Source organism: Variovorax sp. J31P179, assembly GCF_030316985.1.
GTDB lineage: Bacteria > Pseudomonadota > Gammaproteobacteria > Burkholderiales > Burkholderiaceae_C > Variovorax > Variovorax ginsengisoli_B.
On sequence record NZ_JASZYL010000002.1, the window covers coordinates 345,599 to 370,867 of the forward strand.

At 67.8% G+C, this 25,269-nt stretch carries 27 protein-coding genes; 10 read left to right on the plus strand and 17 right to left on the minus strand.

What is annotated here, in order from left to right:
* A complete protein-coding gene (locus tag QTI17_RS05990; RefSeq protein WP_286531734.1) occupies positions 1–495 on the plus strand; it encodes a GNAT family N-acetyltransferase in 495 nt (164 codons plus the stop codon).
* Between the two features lie 52 nt (positions 496–547).
* Here QTI17_RS05990 and QTI17_RS05995 read toward each other — a convergent pair whose 3' ends face one another.
* From QTI17_RS05995 to QTI17_RS06015, 5 genes are read right to left on the minus strand one after another with little or no spacing between them, the layout of a single operon-like run.
* Complete coding sequence (locus tag QTI17_RS05995) at positions 548–1,822, minus strand: acyl-CoA dehydrogenase family protein (RefSeq protein WP_286531735.1); 1,275 nt, start codon at positions 1,820–1,822, stop codon at positions 548–550.
* Positions 1,823–1,868: 46 nt separating this feature from the next.
* Entirely contained in the window at positions 1,869–2,957 is a 1,089-nt protein-coding gene (locus QTI17_RS06000) for a phosphotransferase (RefSeq protein ID WP_286531736.1), read from the minus strand.
* Between the two features lie 13 nt (positions 2,958–2,970).
* On the minus strand, positions 2,971–3,693 hold the full coding sequence (locus tag QTI17_RS06005; protein ID WP_286367633.1) for a Crp/Fnr family transcriptional regulator: 723 nt from the start codon (positions 3,691–3,693) through the stop codon (positions 2,971–2,973).
* 55 nt (positions 3,694–3,748) lie between these two features.
* On the minus strand, positions 3,749–4,528 hold the full coding sequence (locus QTI17_RS06010; RefSeq protein WP_286531738.1) for an oxepin-CoA hydrolase, alternative type: 780 nt from the start codon (positions 4,526–4,528) through the stop codon (positions 3,749–3,751).
* 10 nt (positions 4,529–4,538) lie between these two features.
* Positions 4,539–6,116: a 3-hydroxyacyl-CoA dehydrogenase gene (locus QTI17_RS06015; RefSeq protein ID WP_503011023.1), complete on the minus strand. Its 1,578-nt coding sequence runs from the start codon at positions 6,114–6,116 to the stop codon at positions 4,539–4,541.
* An 89-nt stretch (positions 6,117–6,205) separates the two neighbouring features.
* On the opposite strand from QTI17_RS06015, the gene QTI17_RS06020 reads away from it, so the two are divergent.
* Positions 6,206–8,350, plus strand: coding sequence for a hypothetical protein (locus QTI17_RS06020; RefSeq protein WP_286531740.1), 2,145 nt, complete (start codon positions 6,206–6,208; stop codon positions 8,348–8,350).
* Here the strand turns inward: QTI17_RS06020 and QTI17_RS06025 are convergent.
* From QTI17_RS06025 to lexA, 4 genes are all read right to left on the minus strand, one after another.
* Complete coding sequence (locus QTI17_RS06025; protein WP_286531741.1) at positions 8,340–9,512, minus strand: MFS transporter; 1,173 nt, start codon at positions 9,510–9,512, stop codon at positions 8,340–8,342. The genes QTI17_RS06020 and QTI17_RS06025 overlap by 11 nt on opposite strands.
* Positions 9,509–10,516, minus strand: a complete 1,008-nt coding sequence (locus QTI17_RS06030; protein WP_286531742.1) for a D-2-hydroxyacid dehydrogenase family protein — start codon at positions 10,514–10,516, stop codon at positions 9,509–9,511. The genes QTI17_RS06025 and QTI17_RS06030 overlap by 4 nt, the downstream gene beginning before the upstream one ends.
* An 83-nt stretch (positions 10,517–10,599) precedes the next feature.
* A complete protein-coding gene (locus QTI17_RS06035) occupies positions 10,600–10,947 on the minus strand; it encodes a hypothetical protein (protein ID WP_286531743.1) in 348 nt (115 codons plus the stop codon).
* A gap of 149 nt (positions 10,948–11,096) precedes the next feature.
* Entirely contained in the window at positions 11,097–11,771 is a 675-nt protein-coding gene (gene lexA, locus QTI17_RS06040) for a transcriptional repressor LexA (RefSeq protein WP_286504326.1), read from the minus strand.
* Between the two features lie 74 nt (positions 11,772–11,845).
* Between lexA and QTI17_RS06045 the strand changes: the two genes are divergently transcribed.
* The 3 genes from QTI17_RS06045 to QTI17_RS06055 are packed head-to-tail and all read left to right on the plus strand — an operon-like array spanning position 11,846 to position 13,761.
* Positions 11,846–12,835 carry an asparaginase gene (locus QTI17_RS06045; RefSeq protein ID WP_286531744.1) on the plus strand — a complete coding sequence of 330 codons (990 nt, stop codon included), beginning with the start codon at positions 11,846–11,848 and terminating at the stop codon, positions 12,833–12,835.
* Between the two features lie 4 nt (positions 12,836–12,839).
* On the plus strand, positions 12,840–13,256 hold the full coding sequence (locus tag QTI17_RS06050; protein WP_286531745.1) for a hypothetical protein: 417 nt from the start codon (positions 12,840–12,842) through the stop codon (positions 13,254–13,256).
* Positions 13,257–13,287: 31 nt separating this feature from the next.
* Positions 13,288–13,761: a DUF6152 family protein gene (locus QTI17_RS06055; RefSeq protein WP_286531746.1), complete on the plus strand. Its 474-nt coding sequence runs from the start codon at positions 13,288–13,290 to the stop codon at positions 13,759–13,761.
* On the opposite strand, the gene adk is transcribed toward QTI17_RS06055, so the two are convergent.
* From adk to QTI17_RS06085, 6 genes are all read right to left on the minus strand, one after another.
* On the minus strand, positions 13,762–14,418 hold the full coding sequence (adk, locus tag QTI17_RS06060) for an adenylate kinase (protein WP_286522326.1): 657 nt from the start codon (positions 14,416–14,418) through the stop codon (positions 13,762–13,764).
* Between the two features lie 126 nt (positions 14,419–14,544).
* Positions 14,545–15,312 (minus strand): 3-deoxy-manno-octulosonate cytidylyltransferase, encoded by a 768-nt coding sequence (gene kdsB / locus QTI17_RS06065; protein WP_286531747.1) that lies wholly within the window; start codon positions 15,310–15,312, stop codon positions 14,545–14,547.
* 7 nt (positions 15,313–15,319) lie between these two features.
* Complete coding sequence (locus QTI17_RS06070) at positions 15,320–15,502, minus strand: Trm112 family protein (protein WP_286504333.1); 183 nt, start codon at positions 15,500–15,502, stop codon at positions 15,320–15,322.
* On the minus strand, positions 15,483–16,457 hold the full coding sequence (gene lpxK / locus QTI17_RS06075; protein ID WP_286531748.1) for a tetraacyldisaccharide 4'-kinase: 975 nt from the start codon (positions 16,455–16,457) through the stop codon (positions 15,483–15,485). Before lpxK ends, QTI17_RS06070 begins: the two co-directional genes overlap by 20 nt.
* Positions 16,458–16,883 (minus strand): ExbD/TolR family protein, encoded by a 426-nt coding sequence (locus tag QTI17_RS06080; RefSeq protein WP_286523168.1) that lies wholly within the window; start codon positions 16,881–16,883, stop codon positions 16,458–16,460. It lies immediately after the preceding gene.
* 2 nt (positions 16,884–16,885) lie between these two features.
* The gene (locus tag QTI17_RS06085; RefSeq protein ID WP_286531749.1) at positions 16,886–17,518 is read right to left on the minus strand and encodes a MotA/TolQ/ExbB proton channel family protein; all 633 of its coding nucleotides are present in this window, start codon (positions 17,516–17,518) and stop codon (positions 16,886–16,888) included.
* 312 nt (positions 17,519–17,830) lie between these two features.
* On the opposite strand from QTI17_RS06085, the gene xseA reads away from it, so the two are divergent.
* Together xseA and QTI17_RS06095 are read left to right on the plus strand one after the other, a co-directional pair.
* Positions 17,831–19,108 (plus strand): exodeoxyribonuclease VII large subunit, encoded by a 1,278-nt coding sequence (gene xseA, locus QTI17_RS06090; protein ID WP_286531750.1) that lies wholly within the window; start codon positions 17,831–17,833, stop codon positions 19,106–19,108.
* Positions 19,109–19,206: 98 nt separating this feature from the next.
* Complete coding sequence (locus tag QTI17_RS06095) at positions 19,207–19,788, plus strand: superoxide dismutase (protein WP_286522320.1); 582 nt, start codon at positions 19,207–19,209, stop codon at positions 19,786–19,788.
* A gap of 67 nt (positions 19,789–19,855) precedes the next feature.
* Here the strand turns inward: QTI17_RS06095 and QTI17_RS06100 are convergent, their stop codons facing one another.
* Together QTI17_RS06100 and QTI17_RS06105 are read right to left on the minus strand one after the other, a co-directional pair.
* Positions 19,856–20,308, minus strand: coding sequence for a DUF192 domain-containing protein (locus tag QTI17_RS06100; protein WP_286532155.1), 453 nt, complete (start codon positions 20,306–20,308; stop codon positions 19,856–19,858).
* 179 nt (positions 20,309–20,487) lie between these two features.
* Positions 20,488–20,904 (minus strand): cell envelope biogenesis protein TolA, encoded by a 417-nt coding sequence (locus QTI17_RS06105; protein ID WP_286531751.1) that lies wholly within the window; start codon positions 20,902–20,904, stop codon positions 20,488–20,490.
* A 101-nt stretch (positions 20,905–21,005) separates the two neighbouring features.
* On the opposite strand from QTI17_RS06105, the gene icd reads away from it, so the two are divergent.
* The 3 genes from icd (at position 21,006) to clpA (ending at position 25,255) form a co-directional block, all read left to right on the plus strand.
* Positions 21,006–22,265: an NADP-dependent isocitrate dehydrogenase gene (gene icd / locus QTI17_RS06110; RefSeq protein ID WP_286522317.1), complete on the plus strand. Its 1,260-nt coding sequence runs from the start codon at positions 21,006–21,008 to the stop codon at positions 22,263–22,265.
* A 241-nt stretch (positions 22,266–22,506) separates the two neighbouring features.
* The gene (gene clpS / locus QTI17_RS06115) at positions 22,507–22,866 is read left to right on the plus strand and encodes an ATP-dependent Clp protease adapter ClpS (protein ID WP_286504342.1); all 360 of its coding nucleotides are present in this window, start codon (positions 22,507–22,509) and stop codon (positions 22,864–22,866) included.
* 67 nt (positions 22,867–22,933) lie between these two features.
* Positions 22,934–25,255, plus strand: coding sequence for an ATP-dependent Clp protease ATP-binding subunit ClpA (gene clpA / locus QTI17_RS06120; protein WP_286504343.1), 2,322 nt, complete (start codon positions 22,934–22,936; stop codon positions 25,253–25,255).
* Positions 25,256–25,269: the final 14 nt, after the last annotated feature.

Consider the following 25,269-nt stretch of genomic DNA (forward strand, 5'->3'; position numbering starts at 1 on the left):
ATGAGTGCCACCGCTGTGATCGAAGTTGCCATGGCCGACTATCGGGATCCTGCACATGCGCAGGCACTCGTGTCGCTGCTGGACGCCTACGCGCGCGATCCCGCGGGTGGAGGCACGCCGCTGGCCGCGGAGGTGCTCGCCGGGCTGCCGGCGGCGCTGGCGGCGAGGCCGCAGGCCTTCAGCGTGCTCGCCTGGGCCGGTGAGCAGCCGGTCGGCCTGATCAATTGCATCGAAGGCTTCTCGACCTTCGCCTGCCGGCCGCTGGTCAATGTGCACGACGTGGTCGTGCTGGCCAGCCATCGCGGCCAACGGCTGGCGCAGCGCATGCTGGCGCTGGTCGAGGCCGAGGCGGTGGCGCGCGGCGCCTGCAAGCTCACGCTCGAGGTGCTGTCGGGCAACCGCAGCGCGCTGCGCGCCTACGAGCGCGAGGGCTTCGGCAGCTACCAGCTCGATCCCGCCTACGGGAGCGCGCTCTTCCTCCAGAAGAAACTGTAAAAAAGCCGCCGGCACCCCAGGGCGCGCGGCGGCTCGATTCGGCTAGAAGCGATCAGAAGCGGGTCACGGGCATCGCATCGTCGCCCGGCTTGGCCGGCGCGTACTTGCCCAGTTCCCACTTGGCGATCGCGTTGCGGTGCACTTCGTCCGGGCCGTCGGCGAAGCGCAGGGTGCGGGCGCCTGCGTAGGCGTAGGCCAGCGGGAAGTCGTCGCACATGCCGCCGCCGCCGTGCACCTGCATGGCCCAGTCGATCACCTGGCAGGCCATGTTCGGCGCCACCACCTTGATCATCGCGATCTCGGTCTTCGCGACCTTGTTGCCGGCGACGTCCATCAGCCAGGCGGCCTTGAGCGTCAGCAGGCGCGCCATGTCGATCTTGCAGCGCGCCTCGGCGATTCGTTCCTGCGTCACGGTCTGCGAGGCGACGGTCTTGCCGAAGGCCACGCGCGAGGTGGCGCGCCTGCACATCAGCTCGAGCGCGCGCTCGGCCAGGCCGATCAGGCGCATGCAGTGGTGGATGCGTCCTGGGCCGAGGCGGCCCTGGGCGATCTCGAAGCCGCGGCCTTCGCCGAGCAGGATGTTGCCGACCGGCACGCGGACGTTCTCGAACACCATCTCGACGTGGCCGTGCGGTGCGTCGTCATAGCCCATCACGTTGAGCGGGCGGATGATCTTGATGCCCTTGGCGTCGGCCGGCACGATCACCATGCTCTGCTGCGAATGCCTGGGCGCATCGGGTTCCGACTTGCCCATGGTGATGAAGACCTTGCAGCGCGGGTCGGCGGCGCCGGAGATCCACCACTTGCGGCCGTTGATGACGTACTCGTCGCCCTGGCGCTCGATGCGGGTCGAGATGTTGGTGGCGTCGCTGGACGCCACGTCGGGTTCGGTCATCGCGAAGGCCGAGCGGATCTCGCCCTCGAGCAGCGGCTTGAGCCAGCGCGCCTTGATCTCTTCGGAGCCGTAGCGGGCGATGGTTTCCATGTTGCCGGTGTCGGGTGCCGAGCAGTTGAAGGCTTCGCTGGCCCATGGCACCCGCCCCATGATCTCGGCCAGCGGCGCGTATTCCTGGTTGGTCAGGCCGGCGCCGGAGTAGCCCGAGGCAGCGGCGCTGTCGACCGGCAGGAACAGATTCCAGAGACCCTGGGCCTTGGCCTTGGCCTTGACCTTCTCGACGGTTTCGAGCGCGCTCCAGCGCTTGCCGGCCGCGGTGTTGGCGGCCAACTCGGCCGAGTACGCGGCCTCGGCGGGATAGATGTGCGCATCCATGAAAGCGCTCACGCGCTCTTGCAGCTCTTTGGTCTTGGCCGAGTATTCGAAGTCCATGTCGTCTCCAGGTGGGTAATCGTTCAGGCGGCCGCTGCCGCGCCGGTCATGCTTTCTTGGCGAACTGCCAGGCCATCTCGGCCATCGGCCGGGCGCCGCGGCCCGAGGCCACTGCTTGTTCGCTCGATGCGGTGCCGGCCTCGACCCGCTTGGCGATCCCTTGCAGGATCGCGGCGATGCGGAACATGTTGTAGGCGAGGTAGAAGTTCCAGTCCGGCGCCAGTGCCTCGGGCGTCGTGACCCCGGTGCGGTCGCAGTAGCGGCGGATGTATTCGCTTTCGGTCGGGATGCCGAGGCTTTGCAGGTCGAGGCCGCCGACCCCGCGCGACATCGCGTGCGGGATGTGCCAGGCCATGCAGTGGTAGCTGAAGTCGGCGAGCGGATGGCCCAGCGTCGACAGTTCCCAGTCGAGCACGGCGATAGCGCGCGGCTCGGTGGCATGAAACATCAGGTTGTCGAGGCGGAAGTCGCCGTGCACGATCGACGTCATCGATTCGTCGCGGGCGCTGGCCGGAATGTGGGCCGGCAGCCATTCCATCAGGCGGTCCATCTCGGGGATCGGCTGCGTCACCGAGGCCACGTACTGCTTGCTCCAGCGGCCGATCTGGCGCTCGAAATAGTTGCCGGGCTTGCCATAGTCGGCCAGTCCGCGATCGGCGAACCTGACCGTGTGCAGGGCCGCGATGACCCGGTTCATTTCGTCGTAGATGGCAGAACGGGTCGCGTTGTCCATGCCGGGCAGCGACTGGTCCCAGAGCACCCGGCCGGCCATGAACTCCATCACGTAGAAGGCGCGCCCGATGATGGACTCGTCCTCGCACAGGCAGTACATCCGCGGCACCGGCACGTCGGTACCGGCCAGCCCGCTCATGACCTTGAACTCGCGCTCGACCGCGTGGGCCGAAGGCAGCAGCTTCGCCACCGGGCCGGGCTTGGCGCGCATCACGTAGCTTTGCGACGGCGTGACCAGCTTGTAGGTCGGGTTCGATTGCCCGCCCTTGAACATCTCGACCGTCAGCGGGCCCTTGAAGCCGTCGAGGTTCTTTTCGAGCCAGGCGGTCAGGGCGCCGATGTCGACCTGATGCTGTTGCGAGACGGCACGCGTGCCGACGAAATTGTCGAAGTCCTGGGTCATGTCTCTTCTTTGTTCACTGGTCGTCGGCTTCGGAGATCCGCATGAGTGCGGCGCGGTCGAGCACCACCAGGCCGCCCGATTCGATGCGGATCGCTTCCTCGCGCTCCATCGCCTTCAGTTCCTGGTTGACGCGCTGGCGCGAGGCGCCGAGCAGCTGGGCGAGTTCTTCCTGTGCCAGGTGCAGGCCGATGCGCATCTGGCTGCCGTCCGCCAGGTTGGGCACCCCGTAGCTGCGCACCAGGTGAATCAGCTGCTTGGCCAGCCGCGCCCGCAGGGGCAGGGTGTTGAGATCCTCGACCAGTCCGAACAGCTGCCGGATGCGCCTCGCCTGCAGCCGCATCAGCGCTTCGTAGAGTTCGACGTGGTTCGACAGGATCTTCTGGAAGTCGGCTCGCGCCACGCACAGGATGGTCGAGTCGCCGTGCGCATAGGCATCGTGGGTGCGCCGGTCGCCGTCGAAGATCGCCACGTCGCCGAACCAGATGCCCGGCTCGACATAGGTCAGCGTGACCTGTTTGCCGGACACCGCCGTCGAGCTCACGCGCACCGCGCCCTTCGCGCAGGCGATCCACTGTTCGGGCGGATCGCCGCGAGCGGCGATCAGCTCGCCGTCCTTGTAGCGTTTGACGAAAGCACATCGGAGGATGTCGTGGCGAAGAGAAGGTGAGAGGGATGAGAACCAGCGACCACTGTTGATCGCCTCGCGTTCTTCGATGGTAAGAATGGGGTCGTCCATGGACTGTCCTGTCGGTGACTGAAAGGCAAGGGGTTGTCGCGCGAGCGACCGGCGCTCATTGGTAGCGCGGCGTTTCCTTGGCGAGGAAGGCGGCGATGCCGATGCCGGCGTTGGCATGGTGCAGGTTGCGCACGAAGTGATCGCGTTCCTGGGCCAGCTGCGACACCAAGGTCGCGCCGCGCGCGTCGCTGAGCAGTTCCTTGATGCTGGCGAGCACGTTCGGCGCCCGCGCATTGAGCTTGGCGGCCAGCGCCAACGCGGCAGCGAGCGCCTGGCCGTTCTCGGTCAGCTGGTTGACCAGCCCGAGTTCATGCAGGCGCGCCGGTTCCAGCCGCTCGCCCTGCATCAGCCATTCGCTCGCCAGCTGGCGCGGCAGCGCCCGGGCCAGGTGCCAGCTCAGGCCGCCGTCCGGTGACAGGCCGACGTTGCTGTACGACGCGGCGAACACCGCATCGCGCGCCGACACCACGAAGTCGCAGGCCATTGCCAGCGAAAAGCCGGCGCCGGCCGCCGCGCCCTCGACCGCCGCGATGACCGGCTTCGGGAAGGTGCGGATCGTGTCGATCCAGGCATGCAGGGCCTCGATGCTCTCGGCCTGCACCGAGGGCTCGCGCTCGCGGTTGGCCGACAGACGCTGCAGCGAGCCGCCGGCGCAGAACCACTTGCCTTCGCCGACGATCACGACGCTCTTGATCTCCTGGCTGCTTTCGGCGCCGTTCAGCGCCTCGACGCCGGCGGCGTACATCTCGGGGCCCAGTGCGTTGCGCATCGAGGGGTTGGAGAGGGTCAGCACCATGGTGCCCCCTTCGCTGGTGCTCTTCAGTTCTGCGGTCATGGCGGTGTGTTTACTCTTCGGGATGGGTGAGGCTCAGGCCGAGGGCGCCGCGGCGGCGCAGCCAGGGGCTCGGGCGGTAGCGCGGATCGCCGTAGACGGTCTGCAGGTTGAACAGGACTTCGAGCATGTTGGTCGGGCCGTACAGGTCGCCCATCGCCAGCGGGCCCTGCGGATAGCCGAGGCCGAGGCGCACCGCCAGGTCGAGATCGGCCGGCGAGCAGACGCCCTGCTGGCACATGTCGGAGGCGATGTTGACGATGGTCGCCACCACGCGCTGGGTGACGAAGCCGCCGCTGTCGCGGATCACGCTGACGGCCTTGCCGTCGCTCGCGAACAGCGCATGGGCGGCGTCGCGCATGTCGCGCCGGGTCGCCGGATTGGTGGCCAGCACGCGGCGCTTGGTGGCGGCATCGTCCACCATGAGGTCGATGCCGACGGTGCGGGTGGCGTCGAGCCGTTCGACCGCCGCCACCGTGGTGACGTCGAAGCCGAGCGGCGCGACCAGGATCAGCGCCGCGGAGGAGGGTGCGGCGCCGCTCTCGAGCTGCGCGCCCAACGCATGCACCAGGCGCAGCAGTTCGGGACGGCGGGCCGCGCGCGGCGACACCCAGACCGGCGGCAGGGCGTCGACCTTCGGCACCGGCGGTTCGGGCACCGGCTCCTGATTGCCTTCCGGATAGCGGTAGAAGCCTGCGCCGGTCTTGCGTCCCAGGGCGCCCGCGGCCACCCGCTGCGCGGCGATCGGGCTCGGCCGGTAGCGCGGCTCCTCGTAGTACTGGCGGTAGATCGATTCCATCACCGGGTGCGAGACGTCGAGCCCGGTCAGGTCGAGCAGCTCGAAGGGGCCGAGCCTGAAGCCGGCCTGGTCCTTGAGGATGCGGTCGATGGTCGCGAAGTCGGCCACGCCCTCGCTGGCGATGCGCAGCGCCTCGGTGCCGTAGCCGCGACCGGCATGGTTGACGATGAAGCCGGGCGTGTCATTGGCCTGGACCGCGCTGTGGCCCATCTGCGCCGCATAGCCGGCCAACCGGGTGCAGACCTCGGGCTCGGTCTTGAAGCCGGCCACGACTTCGACCACCTTCATCAGCGGGACCGGGTTGAAGAAGTGGAAGCCGGCCATCCGTCCCGGCTGCTTCAGCACGGTGGCGATCGCGGTCACCGACAGCGACGAGGTATTGGTGGCGAGCGTCGCCGATGCGGAGACCGCCGCCTCGAGTTCGCGGAACAGCTGGCGCTTGACTTCCAGGTCCTCGACGATGGCTTCGATCACCAGGTCGCAGCCCGCCAGCGCCTGGACCGAATCGACCGCCTGCACGCGGGCGCCCAGGGCGTCGCGCTCGGCCGCGTCGAGCTTGCCTTTTTCGTGTAGCTTCTGCCACTGGGCGAGGAGGGCCTCCCGGCCGCGCGCCGCCGCGCCTTCGAAACTGTCGAGCAGAAGCACCTGGCTTCCGGCTTGCGCCGCGATCTGGGCGATGCCTCGGCCCATGGCGCCGGCGCCGATGACGCCGACGTTGGAAAAGTTCACGGTCATTTGATAATTGTCTCTCTCTGGTTCATCGGTCCTGACCCTCGTGTCAGAATGTGTCAACTTTCGATTGCTATTTGCTGCCCATTTTGCAATTCCCACGCCTCGCGGCGAGCCTGCTCATTGTCGGCTTTGCCCTTGATTCTTACGCCTTGACGATCGGTCGGCCCCAAGGAGCCGTCTGGATCGGCAAGCCGATGGACGTGGCGATCCCGCTGTCACTCGATGGCGCCGAGGCGGGCGGGTCGCTCTGCCTCGAGGCCGAAGTGCTGCAGGGCGACAGCCCGATGCCCGACCGGCGAGTGACAGTATCGTTCGAGCAAGGCGCCGGGGGCACCCGCATGCGCGTGCGCTCCACCGTGCCGATCGAGGAGCCGGTGGTGACGCTGAACGTGCGTGCCGGCTGCGATCTGAAGTCCACGCGCAACTACGTGCTGCTGGCCGATGTGCCGGTCGATGCCGCCTTGCCTGCGGTGGCGGCGGCGCCGATGCGCCAGTTCCCCGAGTCCGCGCCGCTGCCGCGGCCCGTGGCGCGGGCTGTGCCCCGCAGCACCGCCGGCGATGGCGGCGTGTCCGGGCCGGAGGGCATCAGCCCGCCGCCCGCCCCGCGTCGCAGCAGCCCGCCGCCGCCACGGGCTCCGGTCGCGGCCGAGGATGTGCCGCCGCGGCCGCGGCGCACGCCCGCCGCCGAAGCCGCGGCCGCGGCAAGGCGCACGGCAGCCGCGGTGCCTGCGCCCGCCACGCGCGTCACGCCGCCGCCTTCGCCTCCCGCAGCGTCTGAAGCAGCGCCGCGCGAGGCCGGCGCGGGACGGCCGCGACTGCAGGTGGAGGCGCTGGAGCCGGCACCGGCGCGGGCCGGCAACCTGAGGGCGACGCCCGAACTGACCCTGCCCGACGCGCCGGACCCGGTCCGCCGTGCCGCCGCCGCGGCGCTCTGGAATGCGCTCGATCCCGCCGCCGAAGAAGCGCAGCGCGAGGCCAAGCGCGCCAAGGACACGGAAGCCGCGCTGGCCGCGCTGCGCGAGCAGGCCGCCCAGAACCAGCGGACCCTGCTCGAGATGCGCAGCGAACTGGCCGAGGCGCGCGAAAGCCGCTACGCCAATCCGCTGGTCTATGCCCTCGTGGCGCTCCTGTTGCTGGCATTGATCGGCATGTTCATGCTGTGGCGCCTGGCGCGCCGAGCGAGTGCACCGGCGTGGTGGGGCGAAGCGCCGCCTGGTGTCGACGACCCGCGCCGTCCGCGCCCGCACGGCGGTCTGCTCGACGACGAGATGGACCTGGACTCGGAGCCGCCCGGCAAGCGGCGCAACGTCGGCCCCAGGACCTTCGGGCCGACGCCGTTCGCGCCGCTCGAGCCCGACGACGACCTCGACAGCGGCCCGCACGCACCGCTGCCGCACCCGGCCCAGCTGGCCGAAGGTACCCCTGTGCGGCCGGTCAACACAGAAGAGCTGTTCGACGTCCAGCAGCAATCCGATTTCTTTCTGTCGCTGGGCCAGCACGACCAGGCGATCGCAGTCCTGCGCGAGCACATCGCCGCCAATCCCGGCACCAGCGCGCTGGCCTATCTCGATCTGCTGAGGATCTTCCATTCGCTCGAACGCGAAGACGACTACACACGGCTGGCCGAGGACTTCGAACGCGTCTTCAATGCCGATGTGCCGTCTTTCGCCCACTTCACCGACACCGGCAAAGGCCTCGAGCACTACCGCAGCGCGTTGGCGCGCATCGAGGCGCTGTGGCCCGCGCCGGGGACCCTGGCGCTGATCGAGGAGCTGGTGTTCCGCAGGCCCGGCCACAACGACGAAGCCTTCGACCTGGCCGCCTACCAGGAACTGCTGCTGCTCTATTCGGTGGCCAAGGAAGTCATCGATCCCGCCAGCGCGCCCGCTGCCGCCTTCGAGCCCCATGCCTTCGCCGACACGCAGGTGCGCGAAGGGCCACCGACCGTGACCGCCCCGCCGGACACCGAACTGGCGCCGCCGGCGATCGCTGGCGGCCCGGTGCTGCCGCCCTCTATTTATGGCTCGATCGACCAGGGCATGCAGCACGAGACGGTGATCGACCCGGATGCGCAGCTGTCGCCGGCCGCCCCGGCCCCGACCGTCCGTCCGGCCGTGCTGCCCGACCTGGAGATGGACCTCGGCGCCTTCGACAAGACGGCCTACGAGACGATGCCGACACCGCTCGAGCCGGCCAAGGCGCCGACGCCCTCGAACGATCCGCATGTGATCGACTTCGAGCTGTTCGATCCGAGCACCGAAGCGGAAATCGCCCCGCGGCCGATCAAGCGCTGAATGCGGGCGCGCGGCGCTGCGCGCGGTCGACCGCCATGCTCAGTGCCAGCGCCAGCAGCATGGTGACCAGCCCGGCCCAGTTCATCCACGGGGCGGCGTCGTGGGCCAGCAGCCAGCCCCCGGCCGCCGCGCCCACTGCCTGGCCGACATAGATGCCGGAACTGTTCAGCGCCACCGAGCCCGGCGCCAGTGCCGGCGAGAGCGAGACCAGTCGCGCCTGCTGGGCCGAGTTGGTGGCGAAGCAACCCAGGCCCCAAGGCACCAGGATCAGCGCCAGCGTCGCGAAGCTGACCGCCAGCGGCCACAGCAGCAGGCTCGTTGCGATCAGCACCGTGGTGACCAGCACCATGCGCGCTGCCCCGATGCGGTCGATGTAGCGGCTCACGGCCATGTTGCCCAGCAGGCCGCAGAGGCCGAACCAGCCCCACAGCAGGCCCATCTGCGTCGCGTCGGCGCCCAGGCTCTCTCGCACGATCGGTGCGAAGTAGCTGAACAGCACGAACTGGCCGGCGCCCTGCAGGGCCGTGACGCAGACCACGCCCATCAGCAGCGGGCTCCTGAAGACGCGGCCCCAGGCCTCGCGGGACAGCGCCGCGGGGCGGATGCCGGTGGGCAACTGGCGCCAGATCCAGGCCGCGCTCACCACCGACAGTCCGGCGATCACGCCGAAGGCCGCCCGCCAGCCGAAGTGCCCGCCGACCAGCGCACCGATCGGCAGGCCCAGCACCGAGGCCATCGACCAGCCGAGGAAGACGAAGGTGACGGCGCGGCCGCGCTGCTCGGCCGGCACCAGCAGCCCGGCGCAGGCCGCGGCCTGCGCGGTGAAAACCGCCGGCGCGACGACGGTCAGCATGCGCACCAGCAGCAGGCTGCCGAAATTCGGCATCTGCGTCGCCAGCAGGTGGCCGGCGGCATACCAGAGCATGGTGAAGGCCAGCAGCCGGCGGCGATCCCAGCCGGCGACCAGCGCGGCCAGCAGCGGCGCACCGAGGCACATGACGATCGCGCCGGCGGTGATCAGCTGGCCGGCGGTGGCCGCGCCGACCTGGAGCGACTGGCTCAGCTCGTTGAGCGTGCCCGGCACCACCATCACCCCGGTGCCGATCACGAAATTGCCTGCCAGCAAGGCCCACAAGGTGGCCGGCAGAGCAGGCCGGCTCAACGACGGACCTGCAGCGCGCCGGGATTGACGATGTTGGTCGGGTTGCCCTTGATGAAGCTCACGACGTTGTCGAAGGCCTGGCCGAAGTACATCTCGTAGCTGTCTTGCTCGACGTAGCCGATGTGCGGCGTGCAGATGCAGTTCTCGAGCCGCAGCAGCGCGTGGCCCTGCAGCGGCGGCTCGCTCTCGAAGACGTCGATGGCCGCCAGCCCGGGGCGCCCGCGGTTGAGGGCGGCCAGCAAGGCATCCTGCTCGACCAGCTCGGCACGCGAGGTATTGACGAACAGCGCGGTCGGCTTCATGCGCGACAGGTCTTCGAGCGTCACCAGGCCGCGGGTCTCGTCGCTGAGCCGCAGGTGCACCGACAGAACGTCGGCCGCGGCAAAGAAGGCTTCGCGGTTGGGTGCCACCTGGAAGCCGTCGGAGCGCGCCTTGGTGCAACTCTGCTCACGCCCCCAGATCACGACCTGCATGCCGAAGGCCTGGCCGTAGCGCGCCACCAGCTGGCCAATGCGCCCGTAGCCCCAGATGCACAGGGTCTTGCCCTTCAACACCGAGCCGAGGCCGAAGTTCGGCGGCATCGATGCCGACTTGAGGCCGGCCTGCTGCCAGGCGCCGTGCTTCAGGTTGCTGATGTACTGCGGCAGGCGCCGCATCGCGGCCATGATCAGCGCCCAGGTGAGTTCGGCGGGCGCCAGCGGGGAGCCCGACCCCTCGGCGACGGCGACGCCCTGCTCGGTGCAGGCGTTGATGTCGATGTGCCCGCCGGCCCGGCCGGTCTGCGAGATCAGCTTGAGCTTGGGCAGCTTCTCGATCAGTTGCCGGGTGATCTGGGTGCGCTCGCGGATCAGCACGATCACGTCGGCGTCCTTGAGCCGGACCGACAGCTGGCCGATGCCCTTGACCGTGTTCGTGTACACCTTGGCTGCATAGGCGTCGAGCTTGGCAGCGCAATTCAGCTTGCGCACGGCGTCCTGATAGTCGTCGAGGATCACAATGTTCATGGCATGCCATTGTGCCTTGCACGAACGGCATGCTGTGCCAGCGCGGCGACTTTGTGTCGCGCTTCGGTGCTTCAGTGCAGCTATCAGTGCAGGTGGGCGGCCTGCGGCAGCGCCTGGGCGGCCTCCAGCGCGACCAGGCGGTCGAGCTCGGCGCAGACATCGGCCATGCGTCCGGAGATCACCATGCGGCCGGCCGCGCGGCCCGGCTGCTGTGCGTCGACCATGCGGACCACGCGCAGCGGGCGTGCCGTGGCCCCAGCGGCGGCCGCCGGACCGGCCGTGCCCTGGCGCAGCGGGCAGCTCGGGCGAATCCCGACGTAGCGCAGGCCCGAGGACATCGCCCGGGTCGAGCGGCGCCGGGGCATCCAGCGGTCGGCCAGCGATTGCAACGGCGTCAGAAAGTCAGCGATGCTGAGTAGAGCGATTCCCATGTGAACTCCAGAAAAGTCAGAGGTTGAACACAGGCAGGATTGCTTTCATCGGCCAGGACAGGGTGATGGCTCTTGGCCATACGCCCGCCACCTGTCGCGGCCGGACCGGGTGCGCACGCAGGACCGCGTGCGTGAACGAAAAGGCGGGCTTACATCAGCATCGTGTTGCGGATCAGGCCGACCGCCAGGCCCTCGATCTCGAAGGGCTCGCCGGGCTGGACCACGATGGTGGGGTAGTCGGGGTTCTCGGCGTGCAGCTCGATGACCTGCTTGTTGCGCTTGAGGCGCTTGACCGTGACCTCGTCGCCGAGGCGGGCCACCACGATCTGCCCGTTGCGGGCTTCCTTGGTGGACTGGACCGCCAGCAGGTCGCCGTCCATGATGCCGGCATCGCGCATGGACATGCCGCGCACCTTGAGCAGGTAGTCGGGCTGGCGCTGGAAGAGGGTGTTCTCGACGTAGTAGGTCTGGTCGACGTGCTCCTGGGCCAGGATCGGCGAACCGGCCGCCACGCGGCCGATCAGCGGCAGCGCCAGCTGCGCCATGCCGGGCAGCGACAGCGAGAACTGGTTGTTGCGGGATTCGTTGAGCGAGCGCAGGGCGTCGCCCTTGAGGCGGATGCCGCGGGAAGTGCCGCTGACCAGCTCGATGACGCCCTTGCGGGCCAGCGCCTGCAGGTGTTCTTCGGCCGCGTTGGCCGACTTGAAGCCGAGCTCGGCGGCGATCTCGGCCCGCGTGGGAGGCGCGCCGGTGCGCGCGATGGCACTCTGGATCAAGTCGAGGATCTGCTGCTGGCGGGCTGTAAGCTTGACGGCGAACTGCATGTAGGCTCCTGTGGGGGCACTGGCTAAACGTCCAGTACCTGTATTTTTAACCAGTTTCGAGAAGTTGGCAAGCCATGGATCACATCTCCGAGAAATCCGCTCGTCGCGTCGTGGTGCTGGGCACCGGCGGCACCATCTCGGGCCGCGCCGGTGCGGCGAACGACAACATCGGCTACACGGCCGGGGAAGTCGGCGTCGCCGATCTGCTGCACGGCATCGACGCGCCGGCGGGCATCGCGCTCGCGGCCGAGCAGGTGGCGCAGGTGGACAGCAAGGACATGAGTTTCGCGATCTGGCGCACCCTGGCACAGCGCTGTGCCCACTGGCTCGCCGAGCCGGACGTCGCCGGCCTGGTCATCACCCACGGCACCGATACGCTGGAAGAGACCGCGTTCTTCCTGCAGGCCGTCCTCGCGCCTTCGAAGCCGGTGGTCCTGACCTGTGCGATGCGGCCGGCGAGCGCACTGGCGCCCGACGGGCCGCAGAACCTGCGCGATGCGATCGCGGTCGCCGCAGCACCGGACGCCCGGGGCGTGGTCGTGGTGTGCGCCGGTACGGTTCACAGCGCCGTCGAGGTGCAGAAGGTCCACACCTACCGTCTCGACGCCTTCGATTCCGGCGATGCCGGGCCGCTGGCCTATGTCGAGGAAGGGGCCGTCAGGCAACTCAGGGACTGGCCGCAGGCGGACCCGGCCGCGCGTTCGTCGTTCGATCGGATCGCCGCGGCCACCGCCTGGCCGCGGGTCGAGATCCTGCTGAGCCACGCCGAGGCACGCGGCTCCCTGGTCGAGATGCTGCTCGAGGAGCGCCGCCGTGGCGGTGCCGAGCCGGTGCAGGGGATCGTGCTCGCGGCAACCGGCAACGGCACCGTGCACCAGGCGCTGGAGGCGGCGGCGCTGCGGGCCCAGGCCGAGGGCGTCTCGGTGCTGCGTGCGACGCGCTGCGCCGAGGGGCGGATCCTCCCGAAGCCCGGCCAGCGCCTGCGCGACGCCGGCGCGCTGACGCCGGTCAAGGCGCGCATCTCACTCATGCTGGAACTGCTGGCGGACGCCTCCGCCGGCTGATCCCGTGCTCGAGGCGTTGCGCTCGACCCCCTGGGCCTACCCGGCCCTGGAGGTCGTGCACATCGTCGGCATCGCCTTGCTGCTGGGCAACCTGGTGGCCCTCGAGGCCCGCGTCCTCGGCCGCGCTGCCGTGCTGCCGGTGCAGGGGTTGGCCAGGCTGTCGCTGACCCTCGCGCTGTCCGGCTTCGCGCTGGCGGCCGCCAGCGGATCGTTGATGTTCGCCACCCAGCCGGCCGAGTTGCTCGCGAACCCGGTGTTTCTGGTCAAGATGGGCCTGCTAGGGGTGGCCGGCGCCAACGCGCTGTGGTTCCATGCCCGCCGCTCACTGGCCAAACTCGACCTGCTGGCGCGGGTACAGATGTTGTCGTCCACTGCGATCTGGCTGGCGGTCGTGTTTTGCGGCCGCTGGATCGCCTATTGATGACCTCGCGCAGCCCGAAAGGAGTTCCCGCATGAAACGTCGCAGCCTCATGTTCGCCGCCGTCACCTTGCCGGGCGCCATGCCCTTCGCCTGGGCCCACCACGGGTGGAGCGGTTTCGACCAGGACCGCCCGCTCTACCTGGAAGGGAAGGTGGTGAGTTCGCGCTGGCAGAACCCGCATGCCGAACTGATGATCGAGGTGCCCGCCGATCTGCGCTTGCCTGCCGACCTGCCGAAGCGTGCGCTGCCGGCGCAGAGCGCGCCGGTCGATGGACCCGGCCTGCTTGCCAAGGCGGCGCTGCCGCGGCGCAAGGACCGCCAATGGGAGCTCGAACTGGCGCCGCTCACGCGCATGGAGGCCTGGCAGGTGCGCGAAATCAAGCCCGGGACCCTGGTCTCGGCCATCGGCTTCGGCACCAAGGAAGAGAAAGGCGATGCCGTGATGCGGGTCGAGTACCTGTTCGTCGACGGCAAGGCCTACGGGCTGCGTTCCAGCCCGGCCTGATCAGCTGGACAGGGCGGCCAGGGCGCGCTGCGTGATGTCGTCGACGCTGCCGACGCCGCTGATCGCGCGGTACTTCGGCGCTGCGGCCGGCTCGGCCTTGGCCCAGTTCGAGTAGTAGTCGACCAGCGGACGCGTCTGCTGGCTGTAGACCTCGAGCCGCTTGCGCACGGTTTCTTCCTTGTCGTCCTCGCGCTGGATCAGGTCTTCGCCGGTGAGGTCGTCCTTGCCTTCGGTCTTCGGCGGATTGAACTTCAGGTGGTAGATGCGTCCCGAGGCAGGGTGCGAACGTCGTCCGCTCATGCGTTCGATGATGTCGCTGAAGGGCACGTCGATTTCGAGCACGTAGTCGAGCCGGACGCCGGCCGCGCGCATCGCTTCGGCCTGCGGAATGGTGCGCGGGAAGCCGTCGAACAGGAAGCCCTGGGCGCAATCCGGCAGCGCGATCCGTTCCTTGACCAGGTTGATGATCAGGTCGTCGCTGACCAGCGCGCCGGATGCCATCACGGCCTGGGCCTGCAGCCCGAGCGGCGTGCCGGCCTTGACGGCGGCGCGCAGCATGTCGCCGGTGGAGATCTGGGGGATGCCGTATTTCTGGCAAATGAAGGCCGCTTGCGTGCCTTTTCCTGCCCCGGGGGCGCCCAACAAAATCAGTCTCATGGTGTCCTCGGAAGGTTCTTCGATTTCTGTCGCGCCAGGTCGCGCGCACGAGGCGCAACGAAAAGGCGGAGTTGCTTCGAGGATAGCATGGGGTTCGGGCCGTTTCGGAGCCCCGCACGGGCGAGGTCAGGCGGCGAAGAGGGCGCGGACCCGGGCCAGATCCTCGGGCGTGTCGATGCCGGGGCCGGGGGCGTGGGCGCTGACATGGACCGCGATCCGGTGACCGTGCCAGAGGGCCCGCATCTGCTCGAGCGCTTCGGTGGTTTCGACCGGCGCCGGCGGCAGGCCGGGAAAGCCGCGCACGAAGCCGGCCCGGTAGCCGTAGATGCCGATATGGCGCAACGGCGCCGGCGCGCTCGGCAGCGAGGTCGGGCCGCTGGCCGCGAAGCCGTCGCGCCACCAGGGGATCGGCGCGCGGCTGAAATAGAGCGCATGGCCACGGGCGTCGAGCACGGTCTTGACCACGTTCGGATTGACGAAGTCCTCGAGCGAGTCGATGGCGTGCGCCGCGGTGCTCATCGCAGCGTCGGGGTGGGCGGCCAGCGTGTCGGCCACCGCATCGATCAGATCGGGCGCGATCAGCGGCTCGTCGCCCTGGACGTTGACGACGATCGCGTCGTCGGCCAGCCCGAGCTGGGTGCAGGCTTCGGCCAGCCGGTCGCTGCCGCTCGCATGGTCGGTGCGGGTCAGCAGCACCCGCACGCCATGGGCACGGCAGGCATCGACGATGCGCGCGTCGTCGGCGGCCACCACCACGCTGGCGGCGCTTGAAAGCGCGGCCTGCTGGGCGACCCGCACCACCATCGGCACGCCGGCGATGTCGGCCAAGGGCTTGTCGGGCAGCCGTGTCGAGGCCAGCCGGGCCGGGATCAGGACCGTGAATGCGGTGCGCATGAACAGCTCAAAGTCCGAGTTCTTCGTCGGACAGGGTGCGGGCCTCGGTCTCGAGCAGCACCGGGATGCCGTCGCGCACCGGGTAGGCCAGGCGGGCGCTGCGCGAAGCCAGTTCCTGCTTTTCGGGGTTCCAGGTCAGCGGCCCCTTGGTGACGGGGCAGACGAGCAATTCAAGCAGCTTGGTGTCCATCGTTCGATGATAGCTTTGCGTCGAGGGCGGCGAAGAAGCCCGGCTCGGGTTCGAACACCAGTGGCACGGCCAGCGCCGCCGGGGCCCGGCGCCACAGCTTGACGGCGTCCTTCTCGGTGCACAGCAGGACCTGGCCGGTGTCCGCCGGCGGCTGCCAGCGGCTGAAATCGTCGTGGTCGGGCAGGGCGATGCTCTGCGCCAGCGCCAGTCCGCGCGCGCGCAGCATCTGGAAGAAGGCCTCGGGCTTGGCGATCGCTGCGACCGCGATCAACGGCCGTCCGGCCAGGGAGGCCAGCGGCACCCGGGACCCGTCCTGCCGGAGCGCATGGTCGGCGAGCGAGCGGCGGGCCCGGAAGCCGGCAAAGGCCGGCCGGTCGCCGGTATGGAGGACCAGGTCGCAGCGCCGCGGCCAGGGCTCGCGCAGCAGGCCGGCCGGCAGCAGCCAGCCGTTGCCGACGCCGCGGTCGTCGAACACGCAGATCTCCAGGTCGCGGCCCAGCGCGAGATGCTGCAGGCCGTCATCGCTCACGATGACCTGGGTGGCCGGGTGCCGGGCGAGCAGGGTGCGGGCCGCCTCGATGCGGCGCCGGGCCACGAACACCGGCACGCCGGTGGCGCGGCGGATCAGCGCCGGCTCGTCGCCGACCTCCGCCGGGTCGCTGTCTTCTTGCACCTCCCGGCAATCCCGGGTGCTGCGGCCATAGCCGCGCGACACCACGCCGGTGCGCAGGCCGCGCGCCTCCAGGTGCCGGACCACCGCCATCACCACGGGCGTCTTGCCCGAGCCGCCGGCGATCACGTTGCCGACGATGACCACCGGTACGCCGACGCGCTCGGTGCGCAGCAGGCCCTGGCGGTAGAAGCCTCGGCGCAGCGCGGCCAGGGCGCCGTACAACAGCGACAGCGGCCACAACAAGCGCGCCAGCGCGCCGCGTTGCAGCCAGGCTTGCGGCAACTAGCGCCCCGCCTGCGCGGCCGACTGGGTGGCGAAGGTGATCTGCATCAGGCCGGCCCGGCGCGCTGCTTCCATCACGGTGATGACCGATTGATGGGCGGCGCTGGCGTCGGCGCTGATGATCACGACATTGTCCTTGGCGCCGCCGGCCGCCGCCGCCAGCGCGGCGGTCACGGTCTCGACGCTGCGGTCCGGCAGCACGGTCCTGTTGATCGAATAGCGGCCATCGGCCGACACCGCGACGATGACTTCCTTCGGGTAGTCGCGCTGGGCCTCGACGTCGGCCACCGGCAGCCGCAGCTGCATTTCGGTGAACTTGCTGTAGGTGGTCGACAGCATCAGGAAGATCAGCACGACCAGCAGCACGTCGATGAACGGGATCAGGTTGATCTCGGGCTCTTCGCGCGAGCCGTGGCGGAAATGCATCCTCATCGGCGCAGCGTGTCCAGGTGGCGGGCGAAGCGCTCGCCGGCCAGTTCGAGGTTCAGCAGGTACTCGTCGACCCGGCTGCGGAAGTAGCGCCAGAAGATCAGCGCCGGAATGGCGATGATCAGGCCGAAGGCCGTGTTGTAGAGCGCGATCGAGATCCCGTGCGCCAGCTGCGCCGGATTGCCCGAGCCGACCGCGCCGTTGGCCGGCGACTGGGAGCCGAAGATCTCGATCATCCCGATCACGGTGCCGAGCAGGCCGAGCAGGGGCGCCGCCGAGGCGATGGTCGCCAGCGCCGGCAGGTAGCGTTCGAGCCGGTGCGCCACCACGCGGCCGGCGGATTCCATCGAGACGCGCAGGTCGTCCTCGGTGGCCATCGGGTTGGTGTTGAGGGCCCGAAAGCCGGCCGCGAGCACCTCGCCGAGGCCGGAGTTCTTTTCGAGCTTGGTGACGACGTCGGGACCGGGAATGGATGTGCGCGAGACCGTGATGGCTTCGTCGAGCAGCTTGGGCGGCAGCACCTTGGAGGTCTTGAGACTGGTGAAGCGTTCGATGACGAGCGCCATCCCGATCACCGAACAAGCGAGCAGCGGCCAGATCGGCCAACCCGCAGCAACTATGATGGAAAACAAAAAAATCCTCCGGCCCGTGGACTGCAAATGCGCGGCGATTATCCACCGAGGCGGCACCGGGTCACGACATGACTTTCATGTAGGTCCAGACGCACAGAAACTGTGGATAACTTTGTGACTAACACGCAGGGCAACTCGCCCGGAGCCGCACGGGCCGGGCATCTCGTTGGATCGACTGAATTTTGAGCAGCACTTTCTTCAATCAAATCAAAGGCTTGCACGACAACATGTGCCCGTGGTGCCGGCTCCGCCCCTCGGGCAGGGTCATCGGGCCTCTTGTGGACGAATCGTTAGCCGAAAGTGAGATGAGCCATGGCGGAACGTGAGCAACCGCCCTCGTCCGGCGCGAGAGTCTGGGCCGTCGGCGCCTTGTGCCGGGCGATCGCCGACGCGCTCGATGCGCGCTTCAACCCGGTCAGCGTGCGCGGTGAGATCTCCGGCTTTTCCCGGGCGGCCAGCGGCCATTGCTACTTCTCGCTGAAGGACGAATCCGGGCAGTTGCGCTGCGCCATGTTCCGCCGGGCGGCGAGCCTGCTCGATTTCTCGCCGCGCGACGGCGACCAGGTCGAAGTGCGCGGCCGGCTCGCGGTCTATGAGCCGCGCGGCGACCTGCAACTGGTGGTCGAGAGCCTGCGCCGAGCGGGACAGGGCGCGCTGTTCGAGCAGTTCATGCAGCGCAAGGCCCGGCTGGAGGCCGAAGGCCTGTTCGATCCGGCCCGCAAGCGGGCGCTGCCGACGCTGCCGCGTGCGATCGGGCTCGTGACCTCGCTCGGTGCCGCGGCGTTGCACGATGTCGTCACCGCGCTGCGCCGGCGCGCGCCGCACATCCCGGTCGTGCTGGCGCCGGCGGCGGTGCAGGGCGCCGCCGCGCCGGCCGAACTGGTGCGGTCGCTGCAGGGCCTCTACGCGCTCGAACCCAAGGTCGATGTGATCCTGCTGGTGCGCGGCGGCGGCTCGATCGAGGACCTGTGGGCCTTCAACGACGAGACCCTGGCCCGCACCATCGTGCAGAGCCCGGTGCCCGTGATCAGCGGCGTCGGCCACGAGACCGACTTCACGATCGCCGATTTCTGCGCCGACCTGCGCGCGCCCACCCCGACCGCCGCCGCCGAACTGGTCGCCGCGCCGCGCGAGGTGTGGCTCGGCGCACTGGACCTGATCGAAGAGCGCCTGCGCGACGCCGTAGCGGCGCGCGTCGACCTGCTGGGCCAGCGCCTGGACCAGGCCACCGGCCGGCTCGGGCGCCCGTCGGCGCTGGTGGCCCGCCAGCGTCTGGGGCTGGCGCACCAGGCCCAGCGGCTGCACTTCGCGGTGCTGGCGCGGACCGGCCGCTTCGCGCAGGCCCAGCAGGCCCTGGCAGCGAGGGGGCCGCTCGGCCTGCGCGCCACGCTGGCGCGCCACCACGAGCGGCTCGATCGCGCGGCTCTGCGCCTGCGGCTGCTCGACCCGGCGCTGGTGCTGCAGCGCGGCTACGCCTGGCTGACCGATGCCGATGGTCGGCCGGTCATGCACGCCGCCGAGCTGGCGCCCGATGACCATGTGACGGCGCGGCTTTCCGACGGCACGGTGGCCCTGAAAGTGCTGCAATAGCGGGTGCACCGGGGACAAACGCGACCGCGTCCGACGCCCCTTGCCCGAATCCTTCCTAGAATCTTCGATTCCTTCAACCAACCCGCGAGAAAAACACCATGGAACACGTTCTTCCTCCCCTGCCGTATCCGCTCGACGCCCTGGCGCCCGAGTATTCGAAGGAAACGATGGAGTACCACTACGGCAAGCACCACAACGCTTACGTCGTGAACCTGAACAACCTGCAGAAGGGCACCGAATTCGAGAGCATGACGCTCGAGGAAATCGTCAAGAAGTCCAGCGGCGGGATCTACAACAACGCGGCCCAGATCTGGAACCACACCTTCTTCTGGAACTGCATGAAGCCCGCCGGCGGCGGCGAACCCAGCGGCGCCCTGGCCAAGGCGATCGATGCCAAGTGGGGCAGCTACGCGGCCTTCAAGGAAGCCTTCGTGAAGTCGGCCGTGGGCAATTTCGGCTCCGGCTGGACCTGGCTCGTCAAGAAGGCCGACGGTTCGGTCGACATCGTCAACACCGGCGCCGCCGGCACGCCGTTGACCACCGCCGACAAGGCGCTGCTGACGGTCGACGTCTGGGAACACGCCTACTACATCGACTACCGCAACCTGCGCCCCAAGTTCGTCGAGACCTTCCTTGCGAAGCTCGTCAACTGGGACTTCGTGGCCAAGAACTTCGGCTGATCCGGGTTCTGCGCCGACGCGAAAAAGCCGACCCGCGGGTCGGCTTTTTCGTTGGGGCGGCCGCGCCTCAGCGCCGGCCGGCGAACAACTCTCCGCCGAGCTTGCTGCCGGCCTTGATGTTCTTGCGCGCGAACCAGCCCTGGTTCATTTCCAGGACGAAGCGCACCGGCTCCTTCGAGCAGTGCGAATTCTCGGTCATCGGCTGCATGTCGACCAGGTTGACGATGCGGCCATCGTCGGCGACGAAGGCGGCGGTCAGGGGCAGCAGCGTGTTCCTCATCCAGAAGCACTGGGTGGCGGGCTGTTCGAAGACGAACACCATGCCTTCGGTCGGCGGCATTTCCTTGCGGTACATCAGGCCGATTTCGCGTTCCTTTGGCGACTGCGCCACCTGGGCGTCGATCTGGTACATGCCGGCCGATATGCGGGTCCGCGGCAATTGGCTTTGCGGTTCCTGGGCATGGGAAATAGCCGTCAATGAAACAGACAGCGCGAGAAGACTGAAAAATCGCAAGAACATGGGTCGACTTTCGGGGACGGCAACGCAAACAAGAATGCCCGCGCAGGCGGGCATGATCGATTGAACGCAAAGCTTACCTTCTATTGGCCAGGATTGCCTGACCCAAAAGGACAGGATCGCTTCGCCAGGACGAAAAAAAGCGCTCCGTGGAGCGCTCTTTCAATACGGAACGAATCCGATCAGTTCGGCGTGCCGCCTTGCGGGTTCATCTTGCGAACGCTGCCGTCCTTGTTGCGGCGACGGTCGCTGCGGGTTTCGGCGCGTGCCTGGCCGGCGGTTGCGGCACGGCTCGGGGCCAGGCCGCCGCTGCCTTCAGCGGTCTTGGGGGCGTCGCCACCTTGAGGACGCACTTCGCCTTGCGGCTTCGATGCACGGCGCTCGACAGCGCGCTGCTGCGGCTTGGAGTTCGTGATCGGTTGTTGTTCCGACGAGGTGCCAGCCGGATTTTGCGCATAGGCACCAACTGCGAACAGGCCGGCCATCATGACTGCGAGAACTTTGCTCATTACGGATTCCTCAATGGAAATGGTTTGAAAACGCCTCCCGGCCAGCAGAAGGTCTGCCAACAACGGAGCCGGGCCGGCGGTGGTTGACACATCCTTCGGGCTCCTCCGGTTGCGTCTAAAATTCTAAGGGTATTCAGACGATTGCAAACTCATTGTCTTCCCGTCTTTCCTCACCCGGAGTCCTCGTCCCCATGTCCAGGTACCAGCACATCAAAGTCCCGACCGAAGGCCAGAAGGTCACGGTCAACGCCGACAACTCGCTCCAGGTGCCGGACCAGCCGATCATTCCTTTCATCGAGGGCGACGGCACCGGACTGGACATCACGCCGGTCATGTTGAAGGTGGTCGACGCGGCGGTCGCCAAGGCCTACGGCGGCAAGCGGAAGATCCAGTGGATGGAGGTCTACGCCGGCGAAAAAGCGACCCGGATCTACGGTCCCGACGTCTGGCTCCCCGAAGAAACGCTGCACGCCGTGCGCGACTACGTGGTCTCGATCAAGGGCCCCCTGACGACCCCGGTGGGCGGCGGCATCCGCTCGCTCAACGTGGCGCTGCGCCAGGAGCTCGATCTGTACGTTTGCCTGCGGCCGATCCAGTATTTCGAGGGTGTCCCCAGCCCCGTGAAGGAGCCCCAGAAGACCAACATGGTGATCTTCCGGGAGAACTCCGAGGACATCTATGCCGGCATCGAATTCGAGGCCGAAAGCGACAAGGCCAAGCGGCTGATCAAGTTCCTGCAGGAGGAGTTCGGGGTCAAGAAGATCCGCTTCCCGAACACCTCCGGCATCGGCATCAAGCCGGTGTCCCGCGAAGGTACCGAGCGGCTGGTCCGCAAGGCGATCCAGTACGCGATCGACAACGACAAACCGAGCGTCACGATCGTCCACAAGGGCAACATCATGAAGTTCACCGAGGGCAGTTTCCGCGACTGGGCCTACGGTCTGGCGGCCAAGGAATTCGGCGCCGAACTGATCGACGGCGGTCCCTGGATGCGGTTCAAGAGCCCGAAAACGGGCAAAGAAATAACCGTGAAAGATTCGATCGCTGATGCTTTCCTGCAACAGATTTTGCTGCGACCGGCCGAATACAGCGTCATCGCGACCCTCAACCTGAACGGCGACTACATTTCCGACGCCCTGGCGGCCCAGGTCGGCGGCATCGGGATCGCCCCCGGCGCCAATCTCAGCGACACGGTCGCGATGTTCGAGGCGACGCACGGCACGGCGCCGAAATACGCCGGCAAGGACTACGTGAACCCGGGTTCCGAGATCCTCTCGGCCGAAATGATGCTGCGCCACATGGGCTGGACCGAGGCCGCCGACCTGGTCATCAGCTCGATGGAAAAATCGATCGCCAGCAAAAGGGTCACCTACGACTTCGCGCGCCTCATGGAGGGCGCCACGCAGGTCAGCTGCTCGGGCTTCGGGCAGGTGATGATCGACAACATGTAAAGATGACGGCGGCGGCGTCCGGCCCGACGCCTTGCCCACGCAGCCCCGGGACCCCAGGTGCCGGGGCTTTTTCATGGGCCGGAAAAACCCCTGAGCCAGCAGCCTCCGCGCCTTCGGGGCATGCTGCTTGCATGGGCGTGAACTGCTGATCCGGCCGCATTCGCCTTGAATGTCACAAAGCCGCCACCAGTTGTGTCACATCGTCGAGTGCAACCCGCGGCGGCTCTATAAAATGAATTCCATGGCTACCAGAATCCCTTCGACCCCCAAGACGCCGCCGGCTGCCAAGCCGAGGCGGGACGATGGTGACGCGGTCGTGCTCGAGCGGCGACCGCAGAAGACCGCGCCGCCCCAGATGTTCCAGGTCGTGATGCTGAACGACGACTACACGCCGATGGAATTCGTGATCGTCGTGATCCAGGAGTTCTTCAGCAAGGACCGCGAAACCGCGACCCAGATCATGCTCAAGATCCACCTCGATGGCCGCGGCGTCTGCGGCGTCTACTCGCGCGACATGGCGGCCACCAAGGTCAATCAGGTGATGGAAGCGGCGCATCAGGCGGGGCATCCGCTGCAGTGCGTCAGCGAACCGGTCGAATGAACCAGTTGAATTGGGCGCGCTCCAACCCATCTGAGAAATTATTTACAGCAAGGCAAAAGGAAATCACATGATTGCCCAGGAACTGGAAGTCAGCCTGCACATGGCTTTTGTAGAAGCCAGGCAGCAGCGCCACGAGTTCATCACGGTGGAGCACCTGCTGCTCGCTTTGCTGGACAACCCGAGTGCCGCGGAGGTGCTGCGCGCCTGCTCGGCCAATGTCGACGACCTGCGGGCGTCGCTCACCAACTTCATCAAGGACAACACGCCCCAGGTGGCGGGTACCGACGATGTCGACACCCAGCCGACGCTGGGTTTCCAGCGCGTGATCCAGCGCGCCATCATGCATGTGCAGTCCACCGGCAACGGCAAGAAGGAAGTGACCGGCGCCAACGTGCTGGTCGCGATCTTCGGCGAGAAGGATTCGCATGCCGTGTACTACCTGCACCAGCAGGGCGTGACGCGCCTCGACGTCGTGAACTTCATCGCCCACGGCATCAAGAAGAGCGATCCGCCTGAAGCCGCCAAGGGCAGCAGCGACGCCTCCTCGGGCGAAAGCGAAGAGGGCGGCGGCGAGAAGAACGAGAAGTCGTCTCCGCTCGAGCAGTTCACGCAGAACCTGAACCAGCTCGCCAAGGACGGCAAGATCGATCCGCTGATCGGCCGCGAGTACGAGGTCGAGCGCGTGATCCAGATCCTGTGCCGCCGGCGCAAGAACAATCCGCTGCTGGTGGGCGAAGCCGGCGTCGGCAAGACCGCGATCGCCGAGGGCCTGGCCTGGCGCATCACGCAGAACGACGTGCCGGAGATCCTGGCCGAGTCGAACGTGTACTCGCTCGACATGGGCGCGCTCCTGGCCGGCACCAAGTACCGCGGCGATTTCGAGCAGCGCCTGAAGGGCGTGCTCAAGTCGCTCAAGGACAAGCCGAACGCGATCCTTTTCATCGACGAGATCCACACGCTGATCGGCGCCGGCGCGGCATCGGGCGGCACGCTCGACGCCTCGAACCTGCTCAAGCCGGCGCTCTCCAGCGGCCAGCTCAAGTGCATCGGCGCCACCACCTTCACCGAGTACCGCGGCATCTTCGAGAAGGATGCGGCCCTGTCGCGTCGCTTCCAGAAGGTCGACGTGGTCGAGCCGACGGTGCAGGAAACCGTCGACATCCTGAAGGGCCTGAAGTCGCGCTTCGAGGAGCACCATGGCGTGAAGTACGGCGTGGCCGCACTGCAGGCCGCGGCCGAGCTGAGCGCCAAGTACATCAACGACCGTCACCTGCCCGACAAGGCGATCGACGTCATCGATGAAGCCGGCGCTGCCCAGCGCATCCTGCCCGCCAACAAGCGCAAGAAGACCATCAGCAAGACCGAGGTCGAGGAAATCGTCGCCAAGATCGCGCGCATTCCCCCGGCCAACGTCTCGAACGACGACCGCGGCAAGCTGCAGACCATCGAGCGCGACCTGAAGAGCGTGGTGTTCGGCCAGGACAAGGCGCTCGAAGTGCTGGCTTCTGCCGTCAAGATGGCGCGTTCGGGCCTGGGCCGCGAAGACAAGCCGATCGGCTCCTTCCTGTTCAGCGGCCCGACCGGCGTCGGCAAGACCGAAGCAGCCAAGCAGCTGGCCTACATCATGGGCATCGAGCTGATCCGCTTCGACATGTCGGAGTACATGGAGCGCCATGCGGTGAGCCGTCTCATCGGCGCGCCTCCGGGCTATGTCGGATTCGACCAGGGCGGCCTGCTGACCGAGGCCATCACGAAGAAGCCGCACGCGGTGCTGCTGCTCGACGAAATCGAGAAGGCGCATCCGGATATCTTCAACGTGCTGCTGCAGGTCATGGACCACGGCACCCTGACGGACAACAACGGACGCAAGGCCGACTTCCGCAACGTGATCATCGTGATGACCACCAATGCGGGTGCCGAGACCATGAACAAGGCGACCATCGGCTTCACCAACCCGCGCCAGGCGGGCGACGAGATGGCCGACATCAAGCGCCTGTTCACGCCGGAGTTCCGCAACCGCCTGGATGCGACCGTGAGCTTCAAGGCGCTCGACGAGCAGATCATCCTGCGCGTGGTGGACAAGTTCCTGCTGCAGCTGGAGACGCAGCTGGCCGAGAAGAAGGTCGACGTGACCTTCACCGACGCGCTGCGCAAGCACCTGGCGAAGAAGGGCTTCGATCCGCTGATGGGTGCGCGGCCGATGCAGCGCCTGATCCAGGACACGATCCGTCGCGCCCTGGCCGACGAACTGCTCTTCGGTCGCCTGCAGGAGGGCGGACGCCTGACCGTCGACCTCGACGACAAGGAAGAAGTGCAGCTGGACATCCAGCCGCTGCCGAAGAAGGAAGGCCGGGCCAAGCCCGAGGCCGAAGAAGCGGCGACGGGTTGAGCGCCTTCCGCCCA

Excerpts from the sequence above, each read along its gene's own strand:
- QTI17_RS06010 (WP_286531738.1), bottom strand. The coding sequence starts at position 4,528 with ATGACCGCAGAACTGAAGAGCACCAGCGAAGGGGGCACCATGGTGCTG.
- xseA (WP_286531750.1), top strand. The coding sequence starts at position 17,831 with ATGGCGGAACGTGAGCAACCGCCCTCGTCCGGCGCGAGAGTCTGGGCC.
- clpS (WP_286504342.1), top strand. The coding sequence starts at position 22,507 with ATGGCTACCAGAATCCCTTCGACCCCCAAGACGCCGCCGGCTGCCAAG.
- QTI17_RS06095 (WP_286522320.1), top strand. The coding sequence starts at position 19,207 with ATGGAACACGTTCTTCCTCCCCTGCCGTATCCGCTCGACGCCCTGGCG.
- QTI17_RS06100 (WP_286532155.1), bottom strand. The coding sequence starts at position 20,308 with ATGTTCTTGCGATTTTTCAGTCTTCTCGCGCTGTCTGTTTCATTGACG.
- lexA (WP_286504326.1), bottom strand. The coding sequence starts at position 11,771 with ATGCAGTTCGCCGTCAAGCTTACAGCCCGCCAGCAGCAGATCCTCGAC.
- QTI17_RS05995 (WP_286531735.1), bottom strand. The coding sequence starts at position 1,822 with ATGGACTTCGAATACTCGGCCAAGACCAAAGAGCTGCAAGAGCGCGTG.
- QTI17_RS06070 (WP_286504333.1), bottom strand. The coding sequence starts at position 15,502 with ATGGACACCAAGCTGCTTGAATTGCTCGTCTGCCCCGTCACCAAGGGG.
- QTI17_RS06030 (WP_286531742.1), bottom strand. The coding sequence starts at position 10,516 with ATGAACATTGTGATCCTCGACGACTATCAGGACGCCGTGCGCAAGCTG.
- icd (WP_286522317.1), top strand. The coding sequence starts at position 21,006 with ATGTCCAGGTACCAGCACATCAAAGTCCCGACCGAAGGCCAGAAGGTC.
- QTI17_RS06080 (WP_286523168.1), bottom strand. The coding sequence starts at position 16,883 with ATGCATTTCCGCCACGGCTCGCGCGAAGAGCCCGAGATCAACCTGATC.
- QTI17_RS06000 (WP_286531736.1), bottom strand. The coding sequence starts at position 2,957 with ATGACCCAGGACTTCGACAATTTCGTCGGCACGCGTGCCGTCTCGCAA.
- QTI17_RS06005 (WP_286367633.1), bottom strand. The coding sequence starts at position 3,693 with ATGGACGACCCCATTCTTACCATCGAAGAACGCGAGGCGATCAACAGT.
- adk (WP_286522326.1), bottom strand. The coding sequence starts at position 14,418 with ATGAGACTGATTTTGTTGGGCGCCCCCGGGGCAGGAAAAGGCACGCAA.
- QTI17_RS06035 (WP_286531743.1), bottom strand. The coding sequence starts at position 10,947 with ATGGGAATCGCTCTACTCAGCATCGCTGACTTTCTGACGCCGTTGCAA.
- kdsB (WP_286531747.1), bottom strand. The coding sequence starts at position 15,312 with ATGCGCACCGCATTCACGGTCCTGATCCCGGCCCGGCTGGCCTCGACA.
- QTI17_RS05990 (WP_286531734.1), top strand. The coding sequence starts at position 1 with ATGAGTGCCACCGCTGTGATCGAAGTTGCCATGGCCGACTATCGGGAT.
- QTI17_RS06055 (WP_286531746.1), top strand. The coding sequence starts at position 13,288 with ATGAAACGTCGCAGCCTCATGTTCGCCGCCGTCACCTTGCCGGGCGCC.
- QTI17_RS06045 (WP_286531744.1), top strand. The coding sequence starts at position 11,846 with ATGGATCACATCTCCGAGAAATCCGCTCGTCGCGTCGTGGTGCTGGGC.
- clpA (WP_286504343.1), top strand. The coding sequence starts at position 22,934 with ATGATTGCCCAGGAACTGGAAGTCAGCCTGCACATGGCTTTTGTAGAA.